The organism is Klebsiella sp. 2680, assembly GCF_900198535.1.
Classification (GTDB): domain Bacteria; phylum Pseudomonadota; class Gammaproteobacteria; order Enterobacterales; family Enterobacteriaceae; genus Klebsiella; species Klebsiella indica.
The window spans coordinates 342505-361523 of the sequence record NZ_FZNJ01000002.1 but is presented as its reverse complement, the minus strand read 5'-3'; the positions used below and the strand labels follow the sequence as shown (position 1 = coordinate 361523).

22 protein-coding genes are annotated in these 19019 nt (G+C 55.2%); 9 read left to right on the top strand and 13 right to left on the bottom strand.

The window, feature by feature from the left end; translation table 11 throughout:
- Window positions 1-14: 14 nt before the first annotated feature.
- Window positions 15-605, bottom strand: coding sequence for a GTP cyclohydrolase II (ribA, locus tag FN037_RS09110; protein WP_138362674.1), 591 nt, complete (start codon window positions 603-605; stop codon window positions 15-17).
- Window positions 606-766: 161 nt separating this feature from the next.
- On the opposite strand from ribA, the gene pgpB reads away from it, so the two are divergent.
- The 5 genes from pgpB to yciH all read left to right on the top strand — a co-directional run bounded on the left by pgpB (window position 767) and on the right by yciH (window position 4408).
- On the top strand, window positions 767-1534 hold the full coding sequence (gene pgpB, locus FN037_RS09105; protein WP_142502061.1) for a phosphatidylglycerophosphatase B: 768 nt from the start codon (window positions 767-769) through the stop codon (window positions 1532-1534).
- Window positions 1535-1668: 134 nt separating this feature from the next.
- On the top strand, window positions 1669-1977 hold the full coding sequence (locus tag FN037_RS09100; protein WP_142502060.1) for a LapA family protein: 309 nt from the start codon (window positions 1669-1671) through the stop codon (window positions 1975-1977).
- A gap of 6 nt (window positions 1978-1983) precedes the next feature.
- Window positions 1984-3153 (top strand): lipopolysaccharide assembly protein LapB, encoded by a 1170-nt coding sequence (lapB, locus tag FN037_RS09095; protein WP_138362677.1) that lies wholly within the window; start codon window positions 1984-1986, stop codon window positions 3151-3153.
- Window positions 3154-3344: 191 nt separating this feature from the next.
- Entirely contained in the window at window positions 3345-4082 is a 738-nt protein-coding gene (gene pyrF, locus FN037_RS09090; RefSeq protein WP_138362678.1) for an orotidine-5'-phosphate decarboxylase, read from the top strand.
- On the top strand, window positions 4082-4408 hold the full coding sequence (gene yciH / locus FN037_RS09085) for a stress response translation initiation inhibitor YciH (RefSeq protein WP_142502059.1): 327 nt from the start codon (window positions 4082-4084) through the stop codon (window positions 4406-4408). The genes pyrF and yciH overlap by 1 nt, the downstream gene beginning before the upstream one ends.
- Before the next feature lie 96 nt (window positions 4409-4504).
- Here yciH and osmB read toward each other — a convergent pair whose 3' ends face one another.
- The 12 genes from osmB to pspF form a co-directional block, all read right to left on the bottom strand.
- On the bottom strand, window positions 4505-4726 hold the full coding sequence (gene osmB / locus FN037_RS09080) for an osmotically-inducible lipoprotein OsmB (protein ID WP_138362679.1): 222 nt from the start codon (window positions 4724-4726) through the stop codon (window positions 4505-4507).
- A 278-nt stretch (window positions 4727-5004) separates the two neighbouring features.
- Complete coding sequence (locus tag FN037_RS09075) at window positions 5005-5754, bottom strand: DNA-binding transcriptional regulator YciT (protein ID WP_138362680.1); 750 nt, start codon at window positions 5752-5754, stop codon at window positions 5005-5007.
- 71 nt (window positions 5755-5825) lie between these two features.
- A complete protein-coding gene (locus FN037_RS09070; RefSeq protein ID WP_138362681.1) occupies window positions 5826-6008 on the bottom strand; it encodes a hypothetical protein in 183 nt (60 codons plus the stop codon).
- Window positions 6009-6183: 175 nt separating this feature from the next.
- Window positions 6184-8118, bottom strand: a complete 1935-nt coding sequence (locus FN037_RS09065) for an exoribonuclease II (RefSeq protein WP_142502058.1) — start codon at window positions 8116-8118, stop codon at window positions 6184-6186.
- An 81-nt stretch (window positions 8119-8199) separates the two neighbouring features.
- Window positions 8200-9357 (bottom strand): carboxymuconolactone decarboxylase family protein, encoded by a 1158-nt coding sequence (locus tag FN037_RS09060; RefSeq protein ID WP_142502057.1) that lies wholly within the window; start codon window positions 9355-9357, stop codon window positions 8200-8202.
- A gap of 194 nt (window positions 9358-9551) precedes the next feature.
- A complete protein-coding gene (gene fabI, locus FN037_RS09055; protein WP_138362684.1) occupies window positions 9552-10340 on the bottom strand; it encodes an enoyl-ACP reductase FabI in 789 nt (262 codons plus the stop codon).
- 243 nt (window positions 10341-10583) lie between these two features.
- On the bottom strand, window positions 10584-11393 hold the full coding sequence (gene sapF / locus FN037_RS09050) for a putrescine export ABC transporter ATP-binding protein SapF (RefSeq protein ID WP_138362685.1): 810 nt from the start codon (window positions 11391-11393) through the stop codon (window positions 10584-10586).
- Between the two features lies 1 nt (window position 11394).
- Window positions 11395-12387: a putrescine export ABC transporter ATP-binding protein SapD gene (sapD, locus tag FN037_RS09045; RefSeq protein WP_138362686.1), complete on the bottom strand. Its 993-nt coding sequence runs from the start codon at window positions 12385-12387 to the stop codon at window positions 11395-11397.
- Window positions 12387-13277, bottom strand: a complete 891-nt coding sequence (gene sapC, locus FN037_RS09040) for a putrescine export ABC transporter permease SapC (RefSeq protein WP_142502056.1) — start codon at window positions 13275-13277, stop codon at window positions 12387-12389. The genes sapD and sapC overlap by 1 nt, the downstream gene beginning before the upstream one ends.
- The gene (sapB, locus tag FN037_RS09035; RefSeq protein ID WP_138362688.1) at window positions 13264-14229 is read right to left on the bottom strand and encodes a putrescine export ABC transporter permease SapB; all 966 of its coding nucleotides are present in this window, start codon (window positions 14227-14229) and stop codon (window positions 13264-13266) included. The genes sapC and sapB overlap by 14 nt, the downstream gene beginning before the upstream one ends.
- Window positions 14226-15869 (bottom strand): ABC transporter substrate-binding protein SapA, encoded by a 1644-nt coding sequence (sapA, locus tag FN037_RS09030; protein ID WP_138362689.1) that lies wholly within the window; start codon window positions 15867-15869, stop codon window positions 14226-14228. Before sapA ends, sapB begins: the two co-directional genes overlap by 4 nt.
- 439 nt (window positions 15870-16308) lie before the next feature.
- The gene (pspF, locus tag FN037_RS09025) at window positions 16309-17298 is read right to left on the bottom strand and encodes a phage shock protein operon transcriptional activator (RefSeq protein WP_171034935.1); all 990 of its coding nucleotides are present in this window, start codon (window positions 17296-17298) and stop codon (window positions 16309-16311) included.
- A 151-nt stretch (window positions 17299-17449) separates the two neighbouring features.
- On the opposite strand from pspF, the gene pspA reads away from it, so the two are divergent.
- From pspA to pspD, 4 genes are read left to right on the top strand one after another with little or no spacing between them, the layout of a single operon-like run.
- Window positions 17450-18118, top strand: coding sequence for a phage shock protein PspA (gene pspA / locus FN037_RS09020; RefSeq protein ID WP_138362690.1), 669 nt, complete (start codon window positions 17450-17452; stop codon window positions 18116-18118).
- A gap of 51 nt (window positions 18119-18169) precedes the next feature.
- Entirely contained in the window at window positions 18170-18394 is a 225-nt protein-coding gene (gene pspB, locus FN037_RS09015) for an envelope stress response membrane protein PspB (RefSeq protein ID WP_004101459.1), read from the top strand.
- Window positions 18394-18753, top strand: coding sequence for an envelope stress response membrane protein PspC (gene pspC, locus FN037_RS09010; RefSeq protein ID WP_138362692.1), 360 nt, complete (start codon window positions 18394-18396; stop codon window positions 18751-18753). The genes pspB and pspC overlap by 1 nt, the downstream gene beginning before the upstream one ends.
- Window positions 18754-18771: 18 nt before the next feature.
- Window positions 18772-19002, top strand: coding sequence for a phage shock protein PspD (gene pspD / locus FN037_RS09005; protein WP_138362693.1), 231 nt, complete (start codon window positions 18772-18774; stop codon window positions 19000-19002).
- The last annotated feature ends 17 nt before the right edge of the window (window positions 19003-19019 follow it).

Here is a 19019-nt window from a genome sequence, read left to right as displayed (position 1 = left end):
TATTCTTAACGGCTTTATTTGCCCAGAAGGTGCCCCATTTTGGCGGCTTTGGTATCCAGATAGTGGGCATTTTTCGGATTGCGGCCCACAATCAGCGGTACGCGTTCCACAATATTGATTCCCGCTTCGCTCAGGATCTCGACCTTCTTCGGGTTGTTGGTTAACAGACGAACCTGATCGACATTGAGCAACTTAAACATATCCGCACACAGCGTGAAGTCACGCTCATCGGCGGCAAAACCCAACTGATGGTTGGCTTCAACCGTGTCATAGCCTTGATCCTGCAGAGCATAAGCGCGGATTTTATTCAGCAGACCAATATTGCGCCCTTCCTGACGGTGATACAGCAGAATACCGCGCCCTTCTTCGGCAATATGCGACAACGCGGCTTCCAGTTGAAACCCGCAATCACAGCGCAGACTAAAAAGAGCATCGCCGGTTAAACATTCAGAATGTACGCGAGCCAGAACCGGGGATTGCCCCGAAATATCGCCGAATACCAGCGCGACGTGATCCTGTCCGGTTGCCAGTTCTTCAAAACCCACCATGAGGAAATCTCCCCATGGCGTTGGCAGTTTGGCTTCTGCCACACGTTTAAGCTGCATGTGATTCTCCAGATTTTATCAGCACCTGACTGTGCTTCTGTTTGCCATCATTTTGCCACAATGGCGTGACGTTCGCCTAATTGCGTGCGCTCAGTTGGGCGCAAAGCGCACAAACGCGCGACTTTCCGTTATGATATTGAGGTCAATGATAAGGAGACGAGATGCTGTTAATTGCCCGACGAACCGCCGCTGCGGCGGTGGTGTTATTAGTTATGCCCGCGGTGGTCTGGGTTTCCGGCTGGACATGGCATCCCGGATTACCGGAAGGGGTGATGAAGCCCCTGTATTGGGTGACTGAAACAGTGACGCAACCCTGGGGCGTTATTACGCATGTTATTTTATGTCTCTGGTTCCTGTGGTGCCTGCGTTTTCGCCTGCGGGCGGCGATTATGCTGTTTCTGATCCTTGCTGCGGCGATTTTAATTGGGCAAGGAATGAAGTCGTGGATCAAAGACCAGGTGCAGGAACCCCGGCCTTTTGTCATCTGGCTGGAACAGACGCGGCAGGTGCCGGTGGATCAATTCTACGCGTTGAAACGCAAAGAACGCGCTAAACTGGTGCATGCGCAACTGGCGCAAGAGCAGAGAATACCGGCATTCCTGCGTAAACACTGGCAAAAAGAGACCGGTTTTGCTTTCCCTTCTGGTCACACGATGTTTGCCGCCAGTTGGGCGCTGCTCGGTGTCGGATTGCTGTGGCCGCGTCGTCGTTGGGCAACCATGGGACTGCTGCTGGTGTGGGCCACGCTGGTGATGGGGAGCCGACTGGCGCTGGGGATGCACTGGCCACAGGATCTGATCGTTGCGACGCTGATTTCCTGGCTGTTGGTGACGCTGGCGACCTGGCTCGCCCAGCGGTTTTGCGGCTCGCTTTTGCCGCCGGGTGAAGAAGCACGGGATATTAAAAAAAGGGTCGCAGCACAGGAATAATGTTGCTATTACCAGTACAAGGCGGCATATCCTGTACTGGTATCATGCTTTTCCATTTCACCGCTGCGGCGAAAATGATACTTTATAGGGCTGAACGCGGTTTTTTTCGCGCAACCCACATAACGGGAAGTCATGTGAAATATTTACTTATTTTCTTACTGGTATTAGCCATCTTCGTCATTTCAGTGACGCTGGGGGCCCAGAATGATCAGCTGGTCACGTTCAACTATTTGCTCGCGCAGGGTGAATTCCGTATTTCGACGCTGCTGGCCGTGCTTTTTGCCGCCGGTTTTGCTATCGGCTGGCTGATTTGCGGCCTTTTTTGGCTGCGCGTTCGCGTCTCGCTGGCGCGCGCAGAGCGTAAGATTAAGCGTCTGGAGCACCAGATCGCGCCTGCCAGCGTTGCGCCTGCTGAAGCGGGTGTTCCTGTGGTAAAGGAATAACCCTTTATGCTGGAGTTGTTGTTTCTGCTTTTGCCTGTTGCCGCTGCTTATGGCTGGTATATGGGGCGCAGAAGTGCACAACAGTCCAAACAGGACGATGCGAGCCGTCTGTCGCGTGACTACGTGACAGGGGTAAACTTCCTGCTGAGCAATCAGCAGGATAAAGCTGTCGATCTCTTCCTCGATATGCTGAAAGAGGATACGGGCACCGTCGAAGCACATCTCACGCTCGGTAATCTGTTCCGCTCGCGCGGCGAGGTTGACCGGGCTATTCGTATTCACCAAAGCCTGATGGAAAGCGCCGCGCTGACGTATGACCAGCGTCTGCTCGCCGTACAACAGCTCGGGCGTGATTATATGGCCGCCGGGCTCTACGACCGGGCGGAGGGCATGTTCAAGCAACTGGTGGATGAAACGGATTTTCGTCTCGGTGCCTTGCAGCAACTGCTGCAAATCTATCAGGCGACCAGCGACTGGCAATCCGCTATTGAGGTAGCCGAGCGTCTGGTAAAGCTGGGGAAAGAGAAACATCGCGGCGAAATCGCGAATTTTTGGTGCGAACTGGCGCTTCAGCAAATGGCGAGCAACGATCTGGATAAGGCGATGGCGTTGCTGAAAAAAGGTGCGGCGGCGGACCGTTCCGCCGCGCGGGTTTCTATCATGATGGGCCGGGTATGGATGGAAAAGGGCGACTACGCGAAAGCGGTAGAGAGCCTGGAGCGTGTTATCGAACAGGATAAAGAGCTGGTTGTTGAAACGCTGGAAATGCTGCAAACCTGTTATCAGCAGTTGGGGAAAGCCAGCGAATGGGAGGCGTTTTTGCGTCGCTGCGCTGAAGAAAATGTCGGGGCGAGCGCCGACCTTATGCTGGCGCAAATTCTCGAACAACGGGAAGGAATCGAGCCCGCGCAAAACTATGTTACCCGTCAACTGGAGCGCCATCCGACGATGCGCGTTTTCCACAAGCTAATTGACTACCATATTAATGAGGCCGAAGAGGGGCGGGCGAAGGAGAGCCTCGGCGTTCTGCGTCATATGGTTGGGGAACAGGTGCGCAGCAAGCCGCGCTACCGCTGCCAGAAATGCGGTTTTACCTCCCATACCCTGTACTGGCACTGCCCGTCGTGCCGCTCATGGTCAACTATTAAACCGATTCGTGGCCTTGACGGGCAGTAGGTTAAAAAAAATCTGCGTTTTAGTTACAACATACTTATTAGTTATGACCGTCGTTACCTCCGCTCCCGGTAATCAAATCGCCAGGCAGGGAGGGAAATGCAGCCTGTTATTTTCGCTTTATCGCAGGTAAAATGCTGGCCGTTTACCTTTCTTGCGCCGCAGTGGCGCTTATCAACAATTAAGGTCCGGTCATGACGTCTACTGCTACATCTTTTTCCCGCGTTGTCACATCTTCGCCCGTCGTCGTTGCTCTCGATTATGATAACCGTGATAAAGCGCTGGCGTTTGTCGACCGTATCGACCCGCGCGACTGTCGTCTGAAGGTTGGCAAAGAGATGTTTACTCTGCTCGGGCCGCAGTTTGTCCGCGACCTGCACCAGCGTGGTTTTGACGTTTTCCTCGATCTCAAGTTTCATGATATCCCGAATACCACGGCGCGTGCGGTCGCTGCGGCGGCGGATCTGGGCGTCTGGATGGTTAACGTTCACGCCTCTGGCGGCGCGCGCATGATGACCGCTGCACGAGAAGCACTACTGCCCTTTGGCAGTGACGCGCCGCTGCTGATTGCGGTAACCGTGTTAACCAGCATGGAAGCCAGCGATCTACAGGCGCTGGGAATCTCCCTTTCTCCGGCAGATTACGCTGCGAAGCTGGCGGCGCTGACCCAACGCTGCGGTCTGGATGGTGTCGTCTGCTCGGCGCAGGAGGCGGTGCGTTTCAAACAAGAACGTGGCCAGGCGTTTAAGCTGGTGACGCCCGGCATTCGTCCTCTGGGCAGCGATGCCGGCGACCAGCGGCGAATTATGACGCCGGAACAGGCGCAGGCGGCTGGCGTCGATTATATGGTGATTGGCCGTCCGGTAACCCAGTCTGCCGATCCGGCTGCCACGCTGCGCAGCATCAACGCATCGCTAAACAAGGGGGCATGATGAGCGATTCCAGTAGCCGTCTGGTGTATTCAACGGATGGTGGCCGTATTGATGAGCCCAAACAGGTACAGACGCGTCCGAAAGGAGACGGTATTGTGCGCATCCAGCGCCAGACCAGCGGCCGCAAGGGTAAAGGCGTATGCCTGATTAGCGGAATTGATGAAAATGATGATGCGCTGGCTAAACTAGCCGCCGAACTGAAAAAGAAATGCGGCTGCGGTGGGTCGGTGAAGGATGGCGTAATAGAGATTCAGGGCGATAAGCGCGATTTGCTGAAATCGTTGCTGGAAGCTAAAGGTATGAAAGTTAAGCTGGCTGGCGGTTAATTAATTATTAAGGCCGCGATATTTATCGTGGCCTTAATTTTTTGCCGGGGGTATCAGCCAGCGGCTGTAAATTAATTTTATAGTGCGTGGTAAATATTATTTACCCACCTGGTGGCCGATAATCCCGCCGACTGCCGCGCCGCCCAGCGTACCCAGGGTGCTGCCGTCCGTTAATACCGCGCCGCCGATAGCGCCGGCACCCGCACCGATTGCGGTGTTGCGGTCGCGTTTAGACCAGTGAGAACAAGCGCTCAGAGACATTGCAACCGTGACGGCCAGCACTACAGCGGTCATTTTTTTGTTCATTGAAGTCATCATTTTTTTCTCCTGAATAATCTATTCATGGATACAACTTCCTTTAAGCATAGCGTGTTACTCCAGCCCAGGGGTTATTCCATGTCACTTTCGTTGCGCAGGTGTTACTTTAATCACGCAGGTGATAGTCACTTCCTGTTATATCGCTAATATTAATTCTACTTTCTATAAATTTTTCAGGCAGGTAAAAACTCTGAATTGAGGCGTCGGAAAAGTCTCAGACGAAACTCAGGCCGGACATTGTCCGGCAAAGCGTCGCGCGTAATAGCAAAAAAGGGGAATCAGGGATGGTCGACGATATCGACGGCTAATCCGCATTCGATTAATTGATTGCGAACGGCATCGCTAAGATTATTATCGGTAATAAGGCGATTAAATCGCCCGACAGGGCCGAGTGGATAGGGGTGAACAACATTGAACTTCGAACTGTCGCTAAGCACAATGGCTTCACAGCCCTTTTCCAGCACCGCATTGACCACGTCGGCTCGCATCATATCCCGTCCGGTAAATCCGGTTTCAGCCTGCCAGCCGTCAATACCGATAAAAGCCTTACTAAAATGGACCTGCTGGATACAGTGCCGTGTCAACGGGCCAACCATACTTTCACTGCGTTTTTGATAAATTCCGCCAAGCAGAATGACTTCCCCGGGAGACGCTTTCAGCAGATGCGCGATATAGCTACTGACGGTAATAATAGTAACATCACCGCGATCGGCAAGCGTACGCGCAAGCAGAGCGTTACCGCTACCGTTCTCGATAAATACCGTCTCACCAGAGGAGACAAGCGTAGCAGCCCATGCGGCCAGTTCACGTTTGATGGCGAAATGGGTCATCATCCGGGTTTCCACATCTTCGCTATCCAGTGGAACCGCGAAGCCGTGGGTACGACGCAGATAGCTCTGCTGTTCTAATAAATTCAGATCCTGGCGGATGGTGACTTCAGAGACACCGGTCATCTTCGCGAGATCGGCCACGCTGATGCGGCCTTTATCGATGACCATTTGCAAAATACTTTGTTGTCTGGCGTTCATAGCAACATCACGGTTAAGGGCTATTTGGGCTAACGAGTGGTCTTATGCGGCCGGTGGTAACGAGGAAATTATTAAATTTCCCACGGCGCTTTAGGCTGACCGGATTTCTCTTCCTGTTCGTCGCTGGAAAGCGCCTGCAGTTCAGCTTTCAGAATTTCCAGGTTATGGATAGCGGAGTGATAATCCCCGGCAACCAGAATATCCAGCACGGTATCGATACGTTGGGCGAGCAGGCGGGTATTCAGTTCTGACATGGCGTTATCCTGATAATAAATGTGAATAAAATCAATGATGCTAAAAATAGAAGAAAAAGAGAAGTGAAAAAAACGTACAACTCACTTATCTGCGCAGCGTTGCAGGCAATACCCAGAAAAACAAGGAAAAGGTAGAAATACGGCTCCACATGCGGGAGCCGTAGAGGGCCGTTTATCAGGCCGCGGGGCGTGCAATCACGCTACGGGTTTCCATGCGAACTTCAGCAATCGTAACGTCGATAACGTCGGTTACCTTATAGACGATTTCGCCTTTAATTTGCACGGTGCCGTTTTCCGGGCTGCAAACCAGTTCATCGCGTACGGCGTGCAGGAATGGCGCCGGAATAAAGGCGACCGCGCCATTATCAACCAGACGCACGCGCATGCCGCCGCGGCTGATATCAACAATTTCAGCGGCAAAACGGGTATCGGTTCCGGCTTTAGGGCTCAGATAGCGGGCGTACAGCCAGTCACCGACATCGCGCTCCGCCATGCGGTTGAGGCGACGGCGTTCCGCCATTTGTACCGTAACGTCATCCTGCGGACGGGCGATGGCTTCCCCTTTGATAATCGCTTTCAGCAAACGGTGATTGATCATATCGCCATACTTACGGATCGGGGAGGTCCAGGTTGCGTAAGCATCAAGGCCCAGGCCAAAGTGCGGACCCGGCTCGGTGCTAATTTCCGCGAATGACTGGAAGCGGCGAATACGGCTGTCGAGGAAACCGGACGGCTGAGCGTCGAGCTCACGACGCAGTTTGCAGAAGCCCTGCAGCGTTAATACTTCCTCTGGATCAACGTGCACATCGTGCGTCTTCAGCAATGCCGCTAATTGCTCGGTGTTTGCTGGATCGAACCCGGTGTGAACGTTATAAATGCCGAAGCCGAGTTTATCGCGCAGGACGCGGGCCGCACAAATGTTGGCGGCAATCATCGACTCTTCCACAATACGATTAGCGATACGGCGCGGTTCGGCGACGATGTCCAGCACTTCGCCTTTTTCTCCCAGCACAAAGCGATAATCCGGGCGATCTTTGAACACCAGCGCGTGGTTCTGGCGCCATTCGCTACGCCGCAGGCAGACATCCTGCAGCAGTTTAATTTGCTGCGCGATGGTTTCACTCTCCGGCTGCCAGCTACCGTGGTTTTCCAGCCAGTCGGAAACCTCATCGTAGGCCAGCTTCGCTTTGGACTCGATGGTGGCGGCGAAGAACTCAATATCGTCTTCGATAGCGCCATCATCAGCCAGAATCATGCGACAGGCCAGAACCGGACGGACTTCGTTGGCGCGCAGGGAGCAGAGATCGTCAGACAGCTCGCGTGGCAGCATCGGAATATTGAAGCCCGGCAGGTAGTTGGTAAAGGCGCGGGTTTTCGCCGTATTGTCCAGCTTGCTGCCTGCCGCGATCCAGGCGGTCGGATCGGCGATAGCGACGGTCAGGTGCAGTTTACCGTCAGCGGTCTGCTCTGCGTACAGGGCATCATCCATATCTTCAGTGCTTGCGCTGTCGATGGTCACGAAAGCCAGCGCGGTTAAATCGCGGCGTTCCAGACCTTCATCAAGCATTTCAGTTGCGACGCCGCCCGGCGCCTCTTTTTCCAGATGATGACGCGCCAGAGTGACCCACCATGGCACGAAATGGTCATCCCCATAGGTGATGTACTGGGTGAGTTCGGCATAGAAACCGCGGTCGCCTTTCAGCGGATGCCTGCGCATTTCGGCTACGGCCCAGTCACCCTCTTTAAAATCATGCTCTATGCCGCGAACGGCCCGGCAGGGAATGGCGTCTTTCAGCAGCGGATGATCAGGAACGATGGAAAGACGATCATCTTTCTTATGAACTTTGCCGACAAAACGCGTCAGAAACGGCTCAACCAGCTCTTCCGGCTCAGCGCTTTCGCGTTCTTTTTCCGTATTGACCACGGCGATAATACGATCGCCATGCATCACTTTTTTCATTTGCGGCGGCGGAATGAAATAGCTTTTTTGGGCGTCGACTTCGAGAAAGCCGAACCCTTTTTCCGTCCCCTTAACGACGCCTTCAACACGCGGCGTCTGGGAATGCAGTTGCTGTTTAAGCTGCGCTAGCAGCGGGTTGTCCTGAAACATAATGTCGTATTTTCGTGGCTAAAAGAGCGGCTGACATTTTTACGCGAATATGCCTGCCGCAGCAAGCGATGTTTCAGCATTTTACGTCTGAGGAGGGACGTTGCCGAGGGCGATTTTCAGACGATTCATCCAGCCGCACAGTCCACACCAGACGAGAAGATCGATAGCGGCGGTGCGGGAAAGCCCCTGTTCGATCAGGAGCGTTAACCGATCGGTACTGAAGCGGTCGGGTGCACGGGTTAAAAGCCGGGCGGAGTGTAAAATTTGATACTCAATGGGGTGGTTTTTCCCCCACCGATGAATGTCAGGCTCATTACCACGTAAAGCCGCCGTCAGAGGGGCTAAATCCGGATATCGTGCGGCCCAGGCGTTAAAACAGCTAATGCTGCCATTAATGCGCGCGGATACCAGCGCCGCCTGCGCGGCGAACGGTTGCGCTTCGCTAAGATGAGCCAGAAGCTGTTCCAGTACATCAAGTGGCGGGCCCTGGATTGCCAGTAGCGGCGCCAGGTCGGACAGGCCCGGATGATTCTGCCATTTTGCTAATAACGACAGATACTCATCATTTTCGTAGCCTAAACCATAATCGTCGATCCCTGGTTCCCAGTCTACGTCGCCAGAGATAAAGCTTTCTTCCGGCGCATCTTCCTGCTGCGACATGCCGGGGAGCCAGCGTACCGGATAACCCTGAGCCGCCTGCAATGCGGCGATAGCGCGGGCCTGAAAGCCGACAAAGCCGATAATCTGATTGATAAGAATGATGTCGTCACGGCTCAGCCCGACTTCATCTAACTGACGACGAGCCTGCGCGTTAATCACCCAGGGAGAACTGGCGAGCTGGCGGGCATATTGCGTCATCTGCGCCAGGCGGCGGTTGCTCTCGCGGGAAGAGTCCGGGCCGGGAAGCGGCGCCAGGCGGGCGGCGTAATGATTACACAGACGCTGCACACCATAAACCTGGGCGGCGGTCAGCGCGGTACTCAGCCGGTCGTAGGCATTAAATGTAGGCAGACGATCGTCGTTAACTGATGCCGGGAAGAGGGCATCGGCCAGTTGACGGGCAGGCGTGAGCCAGCGTGCATGCGCCTGTCGCAGATCGTCGGGCAGCACCAGGTCGAGCAGAAAACGATCTTCGACATCAGCGGCTTCAGGGACGAGCGGCAATACATCCACCGGGCAGATCGTAGCCTGAGTCTCATGATACCAGTGGTTTTTGCCGTAAATGCGGCGTTGCTCCATGGGCGTTCCTTGTTCGGTATGTGGCAAACCGCCGTTTCGCGGTCATGCTATGCTGAACTATCCTGGCGTAACCCCGATACGGGAGAAAATATTGATACGTGCTAATAAATAGCAGATTGGAATAACGGAAGGAGAAAGCGTGATTGAGAAGGGGGGCAGGAACCCTCCTCACGATCGTGAGGAGGGCAAGGAACTTATTTCAGTTCCAGTTCGTTCATCGCGGCGATGCTGAAACCACCGTCAACGTGAACGACTTCACCGGAGATACCGGCAGACAGATCGGAGCAGAGGAATGCCGCGCTGTTACCCACGTCTTCGGTGGTGACGGTGCGGCGGATCGGGGTGACCGCTTCGCAGTGCGCCAGCATTTTGCGGAAATCTTTAATACCGGACGCCGCCAGAGTACGGATAGGACCGGCGGAGATGGCGTTAACGCGCACGCCTTCCGGACCCATTGCGTTAGCCATATAACGGACGTTCGCTTCGAGAGAGGCTTTCGCCAGACCCATCACGTTGTAGTTAGGAATTGCGCGCTCTGCGCCCAGATAGGAGAGCGTCAGCAGGGCGGAACCGGGGTTCAGCATACCGCGGCAGGCTTTGGCCATCGCGACAAAGCTGTAGGCGCTGATGTCATGGGCAATTTTAAAACCGTCACGAGTGACGGCGTTGACGTAGTCGCCGTCCAGTTGATCAGCCGGAGCAAAACCGATGGAGTGTACGAAACCATCAAATTTCGGCCATACTTTGCTCAGTTCAGTGAACAGAGACTCAATGCTGGCATCTTCAGCCACATCGCACGGCAGTACGATATTTGAGCCCAGCGCGGTAGCGAATTCTTCCACCCGGCCTTTCAGTTTTTCGTTCTGATAGGTGAACGCCAGTTCAGCCCCTTCACGGTGCATGGCTTGCGCGATACCGTAGGCGATGGACAGTTTACTGGCAACGCCAGTGATCAGAATGCGCTTACCGGAAAGAAAACCCATAGCTTTTAATCCTTATCGTTATTGCTTATTGTTACTTTAACAACTCTTTGGTTGGCGTTGTTATTTCAGAATAGCTCAAATTTAGCCGGGAATTATATCCCACTGACGACCCCTTGTGTCACGATATTTTTCTGTCAATCCTCACGGCATCGCGGGCAACGGCTATGCCGTCTCCCCGTCACCAGTGTCTGATGTCGCAGGTTTCTGGCGGCGCGGATGTCGATGGCGGTAAAAATCTCCGCTTTACTTGCCGTCTTTGCGCCAGGCATCGGCAGTCAGCGCCTCGCCGAAATGTCCGGCGATAAGGCGTTTCGTCAGATCGTGTAGTGGGGAAGCCAGCACATCGGCAGTGCTGCCGCGCTCGACGACTTCCCCCTGGTGCATCACCAGCACCTGATCGCTGATGTGTTTCATCATGCCCAGATGCTGGGTAACGTAAATGTAGGCGATCCCTTGTTTCTCCTGCAATTCCAGCATCAGGTTAATCAACTGCGAACGCATCGACATATCCAGCGACGCCAGCGCCTCGTCGCAGACAATCACTTTCGGGCGCAGGATCAGCGCTCTCGCCAGGCCGAGACGCTGTTTTTGTCCCGGCGCCAGCATATGCGGATAGTAGCTGACATGGTCCGGCAGCAGGCCGACCATACGTAGCGTATCGATAATCTGCTTCTGTCGCGCCTCGGGTTCAAGGGACGTATTCAGGCGTAACGGGAAATCAAGGATCTGTGAAATCCGCTGCCGGGGATTAAACGAGGTCGACGGATCCTGGAAGATCATGCGGATTTTCTGACTGCGGAAAGAGTAATCGCCGAATTCCAGCAGATGATCATCAATCAACAGTTCGCCAGTGCTGGGTTCAACCATTCCGGCGAGCATTTTCGCCAGGGTTGATTTCCCGGAACCGTTTTCACCAATAATCGCCAGCGTCTGGCGCTCGCGCAGCGTAAAGCTCAACGGCTTGACCGCTTCCACCGTTTGCCGGTGAAACCAGCCGGTACGATAGCGAAAGGTCTTACTCAGATTGCGGACTTCAAGCAATGTTTCGACCATTTCACTCTTTCTCCATGTTCAGCGGGAAATGACAGGCGTAGAGGTGGTTGCGGGCGCCAACCAGCCGGGGCGTCTCGATGCATTCACGCTGGGCATAGGGGCAGCGCGGGCCGAGACGGCAGCCGATAGGCAACTGTTCGAGCAGCGGTATAGCCCCGGGCAGTGTGTTGAGGCGGCTTTTATGCGGCATGGCGCTGCCGAAATCGGGGATCGCCCGAATCAGCGCCTGGGTATACGGGTGATGGGGGATGGTCACCAGCTCTTCGCTCGGCGCGCTCTCCACCGTCTGCCCGCAGTACATGACGTTAATTTTATCCGCCCATTTACTGAGCATCTGCATATCGTGACTGATCAGCAAAATAGTGGTGTTGTTATTTTGGTTGAGCCGGGTCAGCAGGCGAATGATTTGCGCCTGGGTTGTGGCTTCCATGGCGTTGGTGGGTTCATCGGCGATCAGCAGTCGCGGCTGGTTGGCCAGCGCGATGGCGATCATCACCTTCTGGCACTCTCCGTCCGTCAGTTCATAAGGAAAGCTGCGCATCACGTCTTTATGATCTTTGATCCCTACGCGGTGTAAGAGCTCGATAGCGCGCCGTTTGCGCCAGCCCAGACGTTGCCACCAGCGTCCTTTAAACGTCCAGCCAGGGATGTTCTGCATCAGTTGCTGGCCGATACGTTCAGAAGGATCGAGGCAGGACTGCGGCTCCTGAAAAATCATCGACACGTTGTGGCCGACCAGCTTACGCCGCTCGCGACCGGAGAGGCGCAGCAGGTCGATGTCGTCGAAGCGCATACGGTCGGCGGTGACCCGCCAGTTATCTTTGGTCACGCCGCAAATGGCTTTGGCGATTAAGCTCTTACCGGAGCCGGATTCGCCAACCAGGCCGCGAATTTCCCCCTCCGCAAGGGTCAGACTGACGCGATCGACGGCTTTAACCCAGCCTTCGTTGGTCTTGAATTCAATGGTTAAATTACGGATGTCGAGTAATGGCATTATTCCACCCCGGCGATGATTGCGCGGCGGATCCCGTCGCCCAGCAGATTAACCAGCAGGACGCTTATCATGATTGCCGAACCCGGCAGCATCACCGTCCACGGCGCGACGTAAATCAGCTCCAGCGCGTCACCGAGCATCGCTCCCCACTCCGGGGAGGGGAGCTGGGCGCCGAGGTCGAGGAACCCCAGCGCGGCGATATCCAGTATCGCCATTGACAGGGCGCGGGTGATCTCCGTGACCAGGCCGGAGGCGATATTCGGCAGCACTGCAAACCATAAGATATTCAGCGTTGACGCCCCGTCGAGGCGGGCAGCGATCACGTACTCTTTTTCCAGCTCGTCGTGTACCATGCTGTAAACCGAGCGCACCATGCGCGGCAACAGTGCCAGCCAGACGGCGAACATCGCGTGGCTCAGGTGTGGCCCGGCGAAGGCGACGACGATAATCGCCAGCAGCAGGGACGGTAGCGACAGCAGGGTATCAAGAATATGGTTCATCACGGCCGAACGTAGCCCGTGCGTGGAACCGGCAAACACACCAAGCGCCAACCCCAGCAAGGTTGCGCCGAGCGTCACCACAAATGCGCCGCCGACCGTTGGCTCCGCGCCGCTCAGCAGGCGGCTGAGGACATCGCGGCCAAGATCGTCAGTGCCGAGGAAGAACGACACTTCGCCGTACCGCGACCAGGATGGCGGCAGCAGTTGATAGCCAAGAAACTGCTGGTCGATGCCATAGGGGGCGAACCATCCGCCGAAAACGCACAGCAACACCAGCGCCGCGCAGCCGTACAGGCCGATCATGGCGGTCGTATCGCCGTAAAATTTTCGCCATACGGTGCGCAGCGCACTCGGCGGGCGCTTCTCCAGATAAACGCTATCGAAGGGCATACCACTCCTTATGTTTCAGTGGGTTAGCCATAGCTCCCAGAATATCTGATATCACATTCACAATAATCACCAGCGAGCCGATGACCATCACACCCGCCGAAATCGCGGCGTAGTCCTGTTGACGAATGGCGTTAATGAGCCAGCGTCCCAGCCCCGGCCAGCTAAAGACCATTTCGGTAATCATCGCCAGCGTCAGCATGGTTGAAAACTGCAGCCCCAGCCGGGGGATCACCGGTGGCAGGGCGTTATGCAGCACGTGACGGTGCAAAATCGCTCGCCGTGATATGCCGCGGGTGGCGGCGGCCTTCACGTAGTTGGTGTCGTACACCTCACTGGTGCTGATACGCATCAGACGGATCACTTCCGTCGTCGGCGCGACCGCGAGGGTGAGCACCGGCAGCACCATATGGCGCACGGCGCTGACGATCATTTCATGGCGCCAGGGCGAATGGGAAAGCCAGGCGTCGATCAGTGCAAAACCGGTGACTGATTTAACTTCATACAGCAGGTCGAAGCGCCCTGAGACAGGAAACCAGCCTAGCGTGAGGGAGAAGAAGAGGGTCAGCAGCAGCGCCAGCCAGAATACCGGAATGGAGAAGCCCAGCAGCGCCAGGGCGCTGATCAGGGTATCCGGCCATTTATTGCGCATAATGCCCGCCAGCATGCCGACGGGAATACCGATGATCAGGGCAAAGCCGAAAGCAAGGATACAGAGCTCCATGGTCGCCGGGAACACTTCCTTAAGCTGCCTGGCGATGGGTTCCCCATTGATGCTGGAGACGCCGAAATCCCATCGCAGTATGCCTTCAAACCAGAACAGCCAGGCGTTCCATAGCGAGGCGCCCTGCAGCGGCGCGTGAGGGGTAAAGTAGCTCAGGCTGAAACCAACAAAGGTCAGCAGAAAGAGGGTAATCAGCAGCAGAAGCAGGCGGCGCAGGGTAAAAATAATCATGGTTTTTTCACCTCATTCTCTTTTTCCCGCGAGACACCGGCAAAAGAGGCGTTGCCGAACGGACTCAGCACAAGGCCTTTCATATCATAACGATAGGCCTGCAAACGCAGAGAAGAGGCTAAAGGCAGTACCGGCAGCTCCTTCGCCAGGATGTGCTGCGCCTCTTTATAAGCCTCAATGCGCGAGGCCAGTTGCTGCGACGTCAGCGCTTTTTGCAGCACCTCGTCAAATTCACGATTACACCAGTGAGCGTAGTTGGTTTGCGAGGCAATCGCCGCGCAGCTCAGCAACGGACGGAAAAAACTATCCGGATCGTTACTGTCAGTCGCCCAGCCGGAAAGCGTTAAATCGTGGTTCATATCCATCAATCTGGCCTCCTGGAAACGGCCTTCAACCGGCACAATGATCACCTTCACGCCAATTTGCGCCATATCCGCCTGGATCAGCTCCGCGGTTTTCAGCGGACTGGGGTTCCAGGCCTGTGAACTGGTCGGCACCCACAGTTTAAGCGTCAAATTTTCCAGTCCCAACGCGTTGAGGCGGGCGCGGGCCTCCGCTGGATTATATTCGGTGATCTTCGCCTCATTATCGTAAGCCCAGGAGGCGCGGGGCAATATTGACGCTGCCGTTTCCGCCGTTCCGTAGTAGATCGACTGCATCAGCCGCTGATTATTGATGGCCAGCGCCAGCGCGTGACGAACTTCCGGGTTATCCAGCGGCGGCTTAGCAGTATTAAATGCCAGCCAGGCGATATTCATCCCCGGGCGCAGCGTCAGGCGCAGACGCGGATCGTCACGCAATATAGAGAGCTGGCTGGCGGCGGGCCAGGCCAGTACGTCGCATTCGCCGGTGAGCAGTTTGGATAAACGCCCGGTGCCACCGGAGCCGAGATCGACGACCACCTGCGGCATCAGCGGTTTACCACGCCAGTAGCCCGGATGTCGCTGCAGGCGGATATACTGACCGCTACGATACTCTTCTAGCTGGAACGGACCGGTGCCGACCGGTTGACGATCAATCAGTTCCTGGCGATCGTCCTTCGCCAGCTTTGCGGCATATTCTGCGGACATCACCGAGGCATAGTGGGTCGCCAGATGCCATAAGAACGACGCGTCCGGGTGCTTGAGGCGGAACTCAACGGTCAGATTATCCAGCTTGCGCACGCTTTCCACGCTGTCGGCGAACTGTAAGCTATCAAAATAGGGGAAACTGCTGCCGTTGACGTTATGCCATGGATGGTCGCGGTTAAAAATGCGGCCAAAGGTAAAAATGACGTCATCGGCATTAAAACTACGGGTCGGTTTGAACCACGCGGTGGTCTGGAATGGTACGTTGGGGCGCAGGTGGAAGCGGTAGGTTGCGCCGTTATCCAGGACTTCCCAGCTTTCTGCCAGCTCAGGGACCAGCCGGTAGGTATAGGGGTCGACATCGAGCAGTCGGTCGTAGAGCTGGGCGGCCAGGGTGTCGACAATCAGCCCGCTGCTGACCTTTTGCGGGTTGAAGGTGTTGACCTGGCCGCTCACGCAATACACAAAGCCGCTATCGCGAATATCGGCGTGAGCAGGCTGTGTGGGCGCGGCAAAAGCATGCCCACACAGCAGAGATGCTGCTGCCAGGAGAGAAGACAATGTCAGGCGCATAGTTTCGTTTTGATTATAGAGCAAGACTCTATCTTATTAATATTAAATAACATTTACCACCACCTTAATGGCTTATGAAGAGAAAATAAGCGATGGCTGCATGGGTGATGTGGCAGACTGATTCAAATTCATACTGATTCTGACTTCGAGTATACCTCTTAAATCGCCGTGCGTTTGGCATCCCACCATGCGGAGAAATGCGCAACGTTGTCATCAGACATGCGAGGGCTTCATTAAAGAGGATGTTTATTGATGTATATGCAGCACGGTCTGCGGGTGCTATTCGTATTAAGCATGGCGCTTATCTCACGGATAAGCGCTCCGATATTTGCCACATGGTAACTTTTTCCTGGCGCTTTCTCCAGTTAGGCGTGTTGGTTGAACTGGGGGAAAGGCGGAATGAGGAATTAAAGCGAATGCAATCCCGCCCGCGTACGGCTCAAATCTGATGCTTTTTCAGCAATGCCCGCAGCTGATGGTAGGTCAGACCGAGTAACTCTGCCGCCTGCTTTTGATTGTATTTCGCCTGCGCCAGGCTCATCTCAAGCAGGCTTTTTTCTTGCTCCTGCTGAAAAGCGCGCAAATTGAGCGGCAGCGTTGGTCCGGGCGTCTTGTCTGCCGCAGAGTCCGGCGCAGAATGCTGCTGGCGGAAAGGGTTAATAATAATATTATCCAGCTCGCTGTCGCTGCTACCGTGGCGGTAAACCGAACGCTCAACGACGTTTTTCAGTTCCCGGATATTCCCCGGCCAGCGGTAGTTTTGCAGCGTCTCGACGGCGCGTTCGCTGAAGCCGGGAAACAGCGGCAACCCGAGTTCGCGGCACATCTGGATGGCAAACTGAGTGGCGAGCAGCATGATATCGCTTTGACGCTCGCGCAGCGGCGGCAGTTGCACCACATCAAATGCCAGTCTGTCGAGGAGGTCGGCGCGAAACAGACCTTCTTCCACCATGTGCGGCAGGTCGGCGTTGGTCGCGCAAATCAGGCGGACGTTCACCTGCAGCGGCTGGCTGCCGCCGACGCGCTCCAGTTCGCCATACTCGATCACCCGCAGGAGTTTTTCCTGCACCAGCATTGGCGCAGTCGCCAGCTCATCAAGAAACAGCGTGCCGCCATCGGCGCGCTCGAAACGGCCGGGGTGACGTTTACTGGCCCCGGTAAACGCCCCGGCCTCGTGGCCGAACAGTTCGGAATCCAGCAGGTTTTCATTGAGCGCCGCGCAGTTCAGCGAGATAAACGGCCCCTGCCAGCGGGAGGAGAGGAAATGCAGGCGGCTGGCGATCAGCTCTTTGCCGGTGCCGCGCTCGCCGATCACCAGCACCGGTTTATCCAGCGGGGCCAGCCTTGAAACCTGTTCCAGCACTTCAAGAAAGCTGTTGGCCTCGCCGAGCAGGTTATCCTTGTAATCCGCCATGATGAATTTCGCCATTTTGTAGTGTGATTCACCAGGTTACTTTAGCAATGCATTGGATGGATAACAACTACATCTTTTAAAATCAACAAGATAAAAAATGGCACGGTATTTGTATTAGTCATCGCACAGGCCGATGCCTGACACCAGAACTATGAGGATTGAAATTATGGGTATTTTTTCTCGTTTTGCCGACATCGTGAACGCCAACATCAACTCCCTGCTGGAGAAGGCAGAAGATCCGCAGAAGCTGGTTCGCCTGATGATTCAGGAGATGGAAGACACGCTGGTTGAAGTCCGTTCGACTTCTGCGCGGGCGCTGGCGGAAAAGAAACAGCTGAGCCGTCGTATTGAACAGGCCGTCTCCCAGCAGGCGGAGTGGCAGGAGAAAGCCGAGCTGGCGCTGCGTAAAGAGAAAGAGGATCTGGCCCGGGCGGCGCTGATCGAAAAGCAGAAGCTGACCGAGATTATCGCCAGCCTGGAAAATGAAGCGCAGCTGGTTGATGAAACCCTGGCGCGGATGAAAAAAGAGATTGGCGAGCTGGAAAACAAACTCAGCGAAACCCGTGCCCGTCAGCAGGCGCTGATGCTGCGTCATCAGGCCGCAAGCTCGTCCCGCGATGTTCGCCGTCAACTGGACAGCGGCAAGATTGACGAAGCGATGGCGCGTTTTGAGTCATTTGAGCGTCGTATCGATCATATGGAAGCCGAAGCGGAGAGCCAGCGATTTGGTAAGCAGAAATCCCTGGATCAGCAGTTCGCCGACCTGAAAGCGGACGATGAAATCAGCGAGCAACTGGCGGCGCTGAAAGCCAAAATGAAGCAAAATAACCAGTAATCGTATTCGGGCGGCACCGAGATGTGCCGTCGCCATCTGCAAGGAGTTCACATGAGCATGCTTTTTCTCGCCATCCCTTTGACGTTGTTTGTGCTGTTTGTTTTGCCGGTCTGGCTCTGGCTGCATTACAACAACCGTACCGCCAGCGGCAGCTTATCGCAGAACGAACAGCAGCGCCTGCTGCAACTGACCGATGACGCGAAGCGTATGCGCGAGCGTATTCAGGCGCTGGAGGCGATTCTTGATGCTGAGCACCCGAACTGGAGAGAAAAATAATGGGCGGACTGGATTTGAGTAAAAAACTGTGGCGCGTTCCGCAGCATGGCATGGTGAAAGGGGTTTGCGCCGGTATCGCGCAGTACCTTGACGTGCCGGTAAAACTGGTGCGTCTGATTACCGTACTGGCAATGATTTTTGGTCTGTTCCTGTTTGTGGTGGTGGCCTACATCATTCTCTCGTTTGCGCTGGATCCGATGCCGGAAAGCGAACTGAATGGTGACAAAACACCGAGTAGCGGCGAACTGTTAGCGGCGGTGGATAAAGATCTGGCGGACGGCGAACGGCGTTTGCGTGAAATGGAGCGCTATATCACTTCCGACACCTTTTCACTGCGCAGCCGTTTTCGCCAGTTGTAACCGTAACGGAGATTAACAATGAATGTGAAATGGCAGCAGGCGGGGCAAAAAGTGCAACCCGGCCTGAAAATCGCGGGTAAGCTGATTTTGCTGACCGCGCTGCGCTATGGCCCGGCAGGCGTCGCTGGCTGGGCGGTAAAATCCGTTGCCCGTCGACCGTTGAAAATGCTGCTGATGCTGGTTCTGGAACCGTTGCTTAGCCGGGCGGCTCAGCGGTTTTCCAAACGTCGCGGATGGCATATGTTATGAATACGTCACAGCCTGAA

Bases quoted from the DNA above. Each gene is read 5' to 3' on its own strand.
- pgpB (WP_142502061.1), top strand. From the start codon at position 767: ATGCTGTTAATTGCCCGACGAACCGCCGCTGCGGCGGTGGTGTTATTA.
- pspD (WP_138362693.1), top strand. From the start codon at position 18,772: ATGAATGTGAAATGGCAGCAGGCGGGGCAAAAAGTGCAACCCGGCCTG.
- pspF (WP_171034935.1), bottom strand. From the start codon at position 17,298: ATGGCGAAATTCATCATGGCGGATTACAAGGATAACCTGCTCGGCGAG.
- sapF (WP_138362685.1), bottom strand. From the start codon at position 11,393: ATGGTCGAAACATTGCTTGAAGTCCGCAATCTGAGTAAGACCTTTCGC.
- yciH (WP_142502059.1), top strand. From the start codon at position 4,082: ATGAGCGATTCCAGTAGCCGTCTGGTGTATTCAACGGATGGTGGCCGT.
- fabI (WP_138362684.1), bottom strand. From the start codon at position 10,340: ATGGGTTTTCTTTCCGGTAAGCGCATTCTGATCACTGGCGTTGCCAGT.
- pyrF (WP_138362678.1), top strand. From the start codon at position 3,345: ATGACGTCTACTGCTACATCTTTTTCCCGCGTTGTCACATCTTCGCCC.
- sapD (WP_138362686.1), bottom strand. From the start codon at position 12,387: ATGCCATTACTCGACATCCGTAATTTAACCATTGAATTCAAGACCAAC.
- ribA (WP_138362674.1), bottom strand. From the start codon at position 605: ATGCAGCTTAAACGTGTGGCAGAAGCCAAACTGCCAACGCCATGGGGA.
- FN037_RS09060 (WP_142502057.1), bottom strand. From the start codon at position 9,357: ATGGAGCAACGCCGCATTTACGGCAAAAACCACTGGTATCATGAGACT.
- sapC (WP_142502056.1), bottom strand. From the start codon at position 13,277: ATGCCCTTCGATAGCGTTTATCTGGAGAAGCGCCCGCCGAGTGCGCTG.
- sapA (WP_138362689.1), bottom strand. From the start codon at position 15,869: ATGCGCCTGACATTGTCTTCTCTCCTGGCAGCAGCATCTCTGCTGTGT.
- osmB (WP_138362679.1), bottom strand. From the start codon at position 4,726: ATGATGACTTCAATGAACAAAAAAATGACCGCTGTAGTGCTGGCCGTC.
- pspA (WP_138362690.1), top strand. From the start codon at position 17,450: ATGGGTATTTTTTCTCGTTTTGCCGACATCGTGAACGCCAACATCAAC.
- pspB (WP_004101459.1), top strand. From the start codon at position 18,170: ATGAGCATGCTTTTTCTCGCCATCCCTTTGACGTTGTTTGTGCTGTTT.
- FN037_RS09075 (WP_138362680.1), bottom strand. From the start codon at position 5,754: ATGAACGCCAGACAACAAAGTATTTTGCAAATGGTCATCGATAAAGGC.
- pspC (WP_138362692.1), top strand. From the start codon at position 18,394: ATGGGCGGACTGGATTTGAGTAAAAAACTGTGGCGCGTTCCGCAGCAT.
- FN037_RS09065 (WP_142502058.1), bottom strand. From the start codon at position 8,118: ATGTTTCAGGACAACCCGCTGCTAGCGCAGCTTAAACAGCAACTGCAT.
- lapB (WP_138362677.1), top strand. From the start codon at position 1,984: ATGCTGGAGTTGTTGTTTCTGCTTTTGCCTGTTGCCGCTGCTTATGGC.
- sapB (WP_138362688.1), bottom strand. From the start codon at position 14,229: ATGATTATTTTTACCCTGCGCCGCCTGCTTCTGCTGCTGATTACCCTC.
- FN037_RS09070 (WP_138362681.1), bottom strand. From the start codon at position 6,008: ATGTCAGAACTGAATACCCGCCTGCTCGCCCAACGTATCGATACCGTG.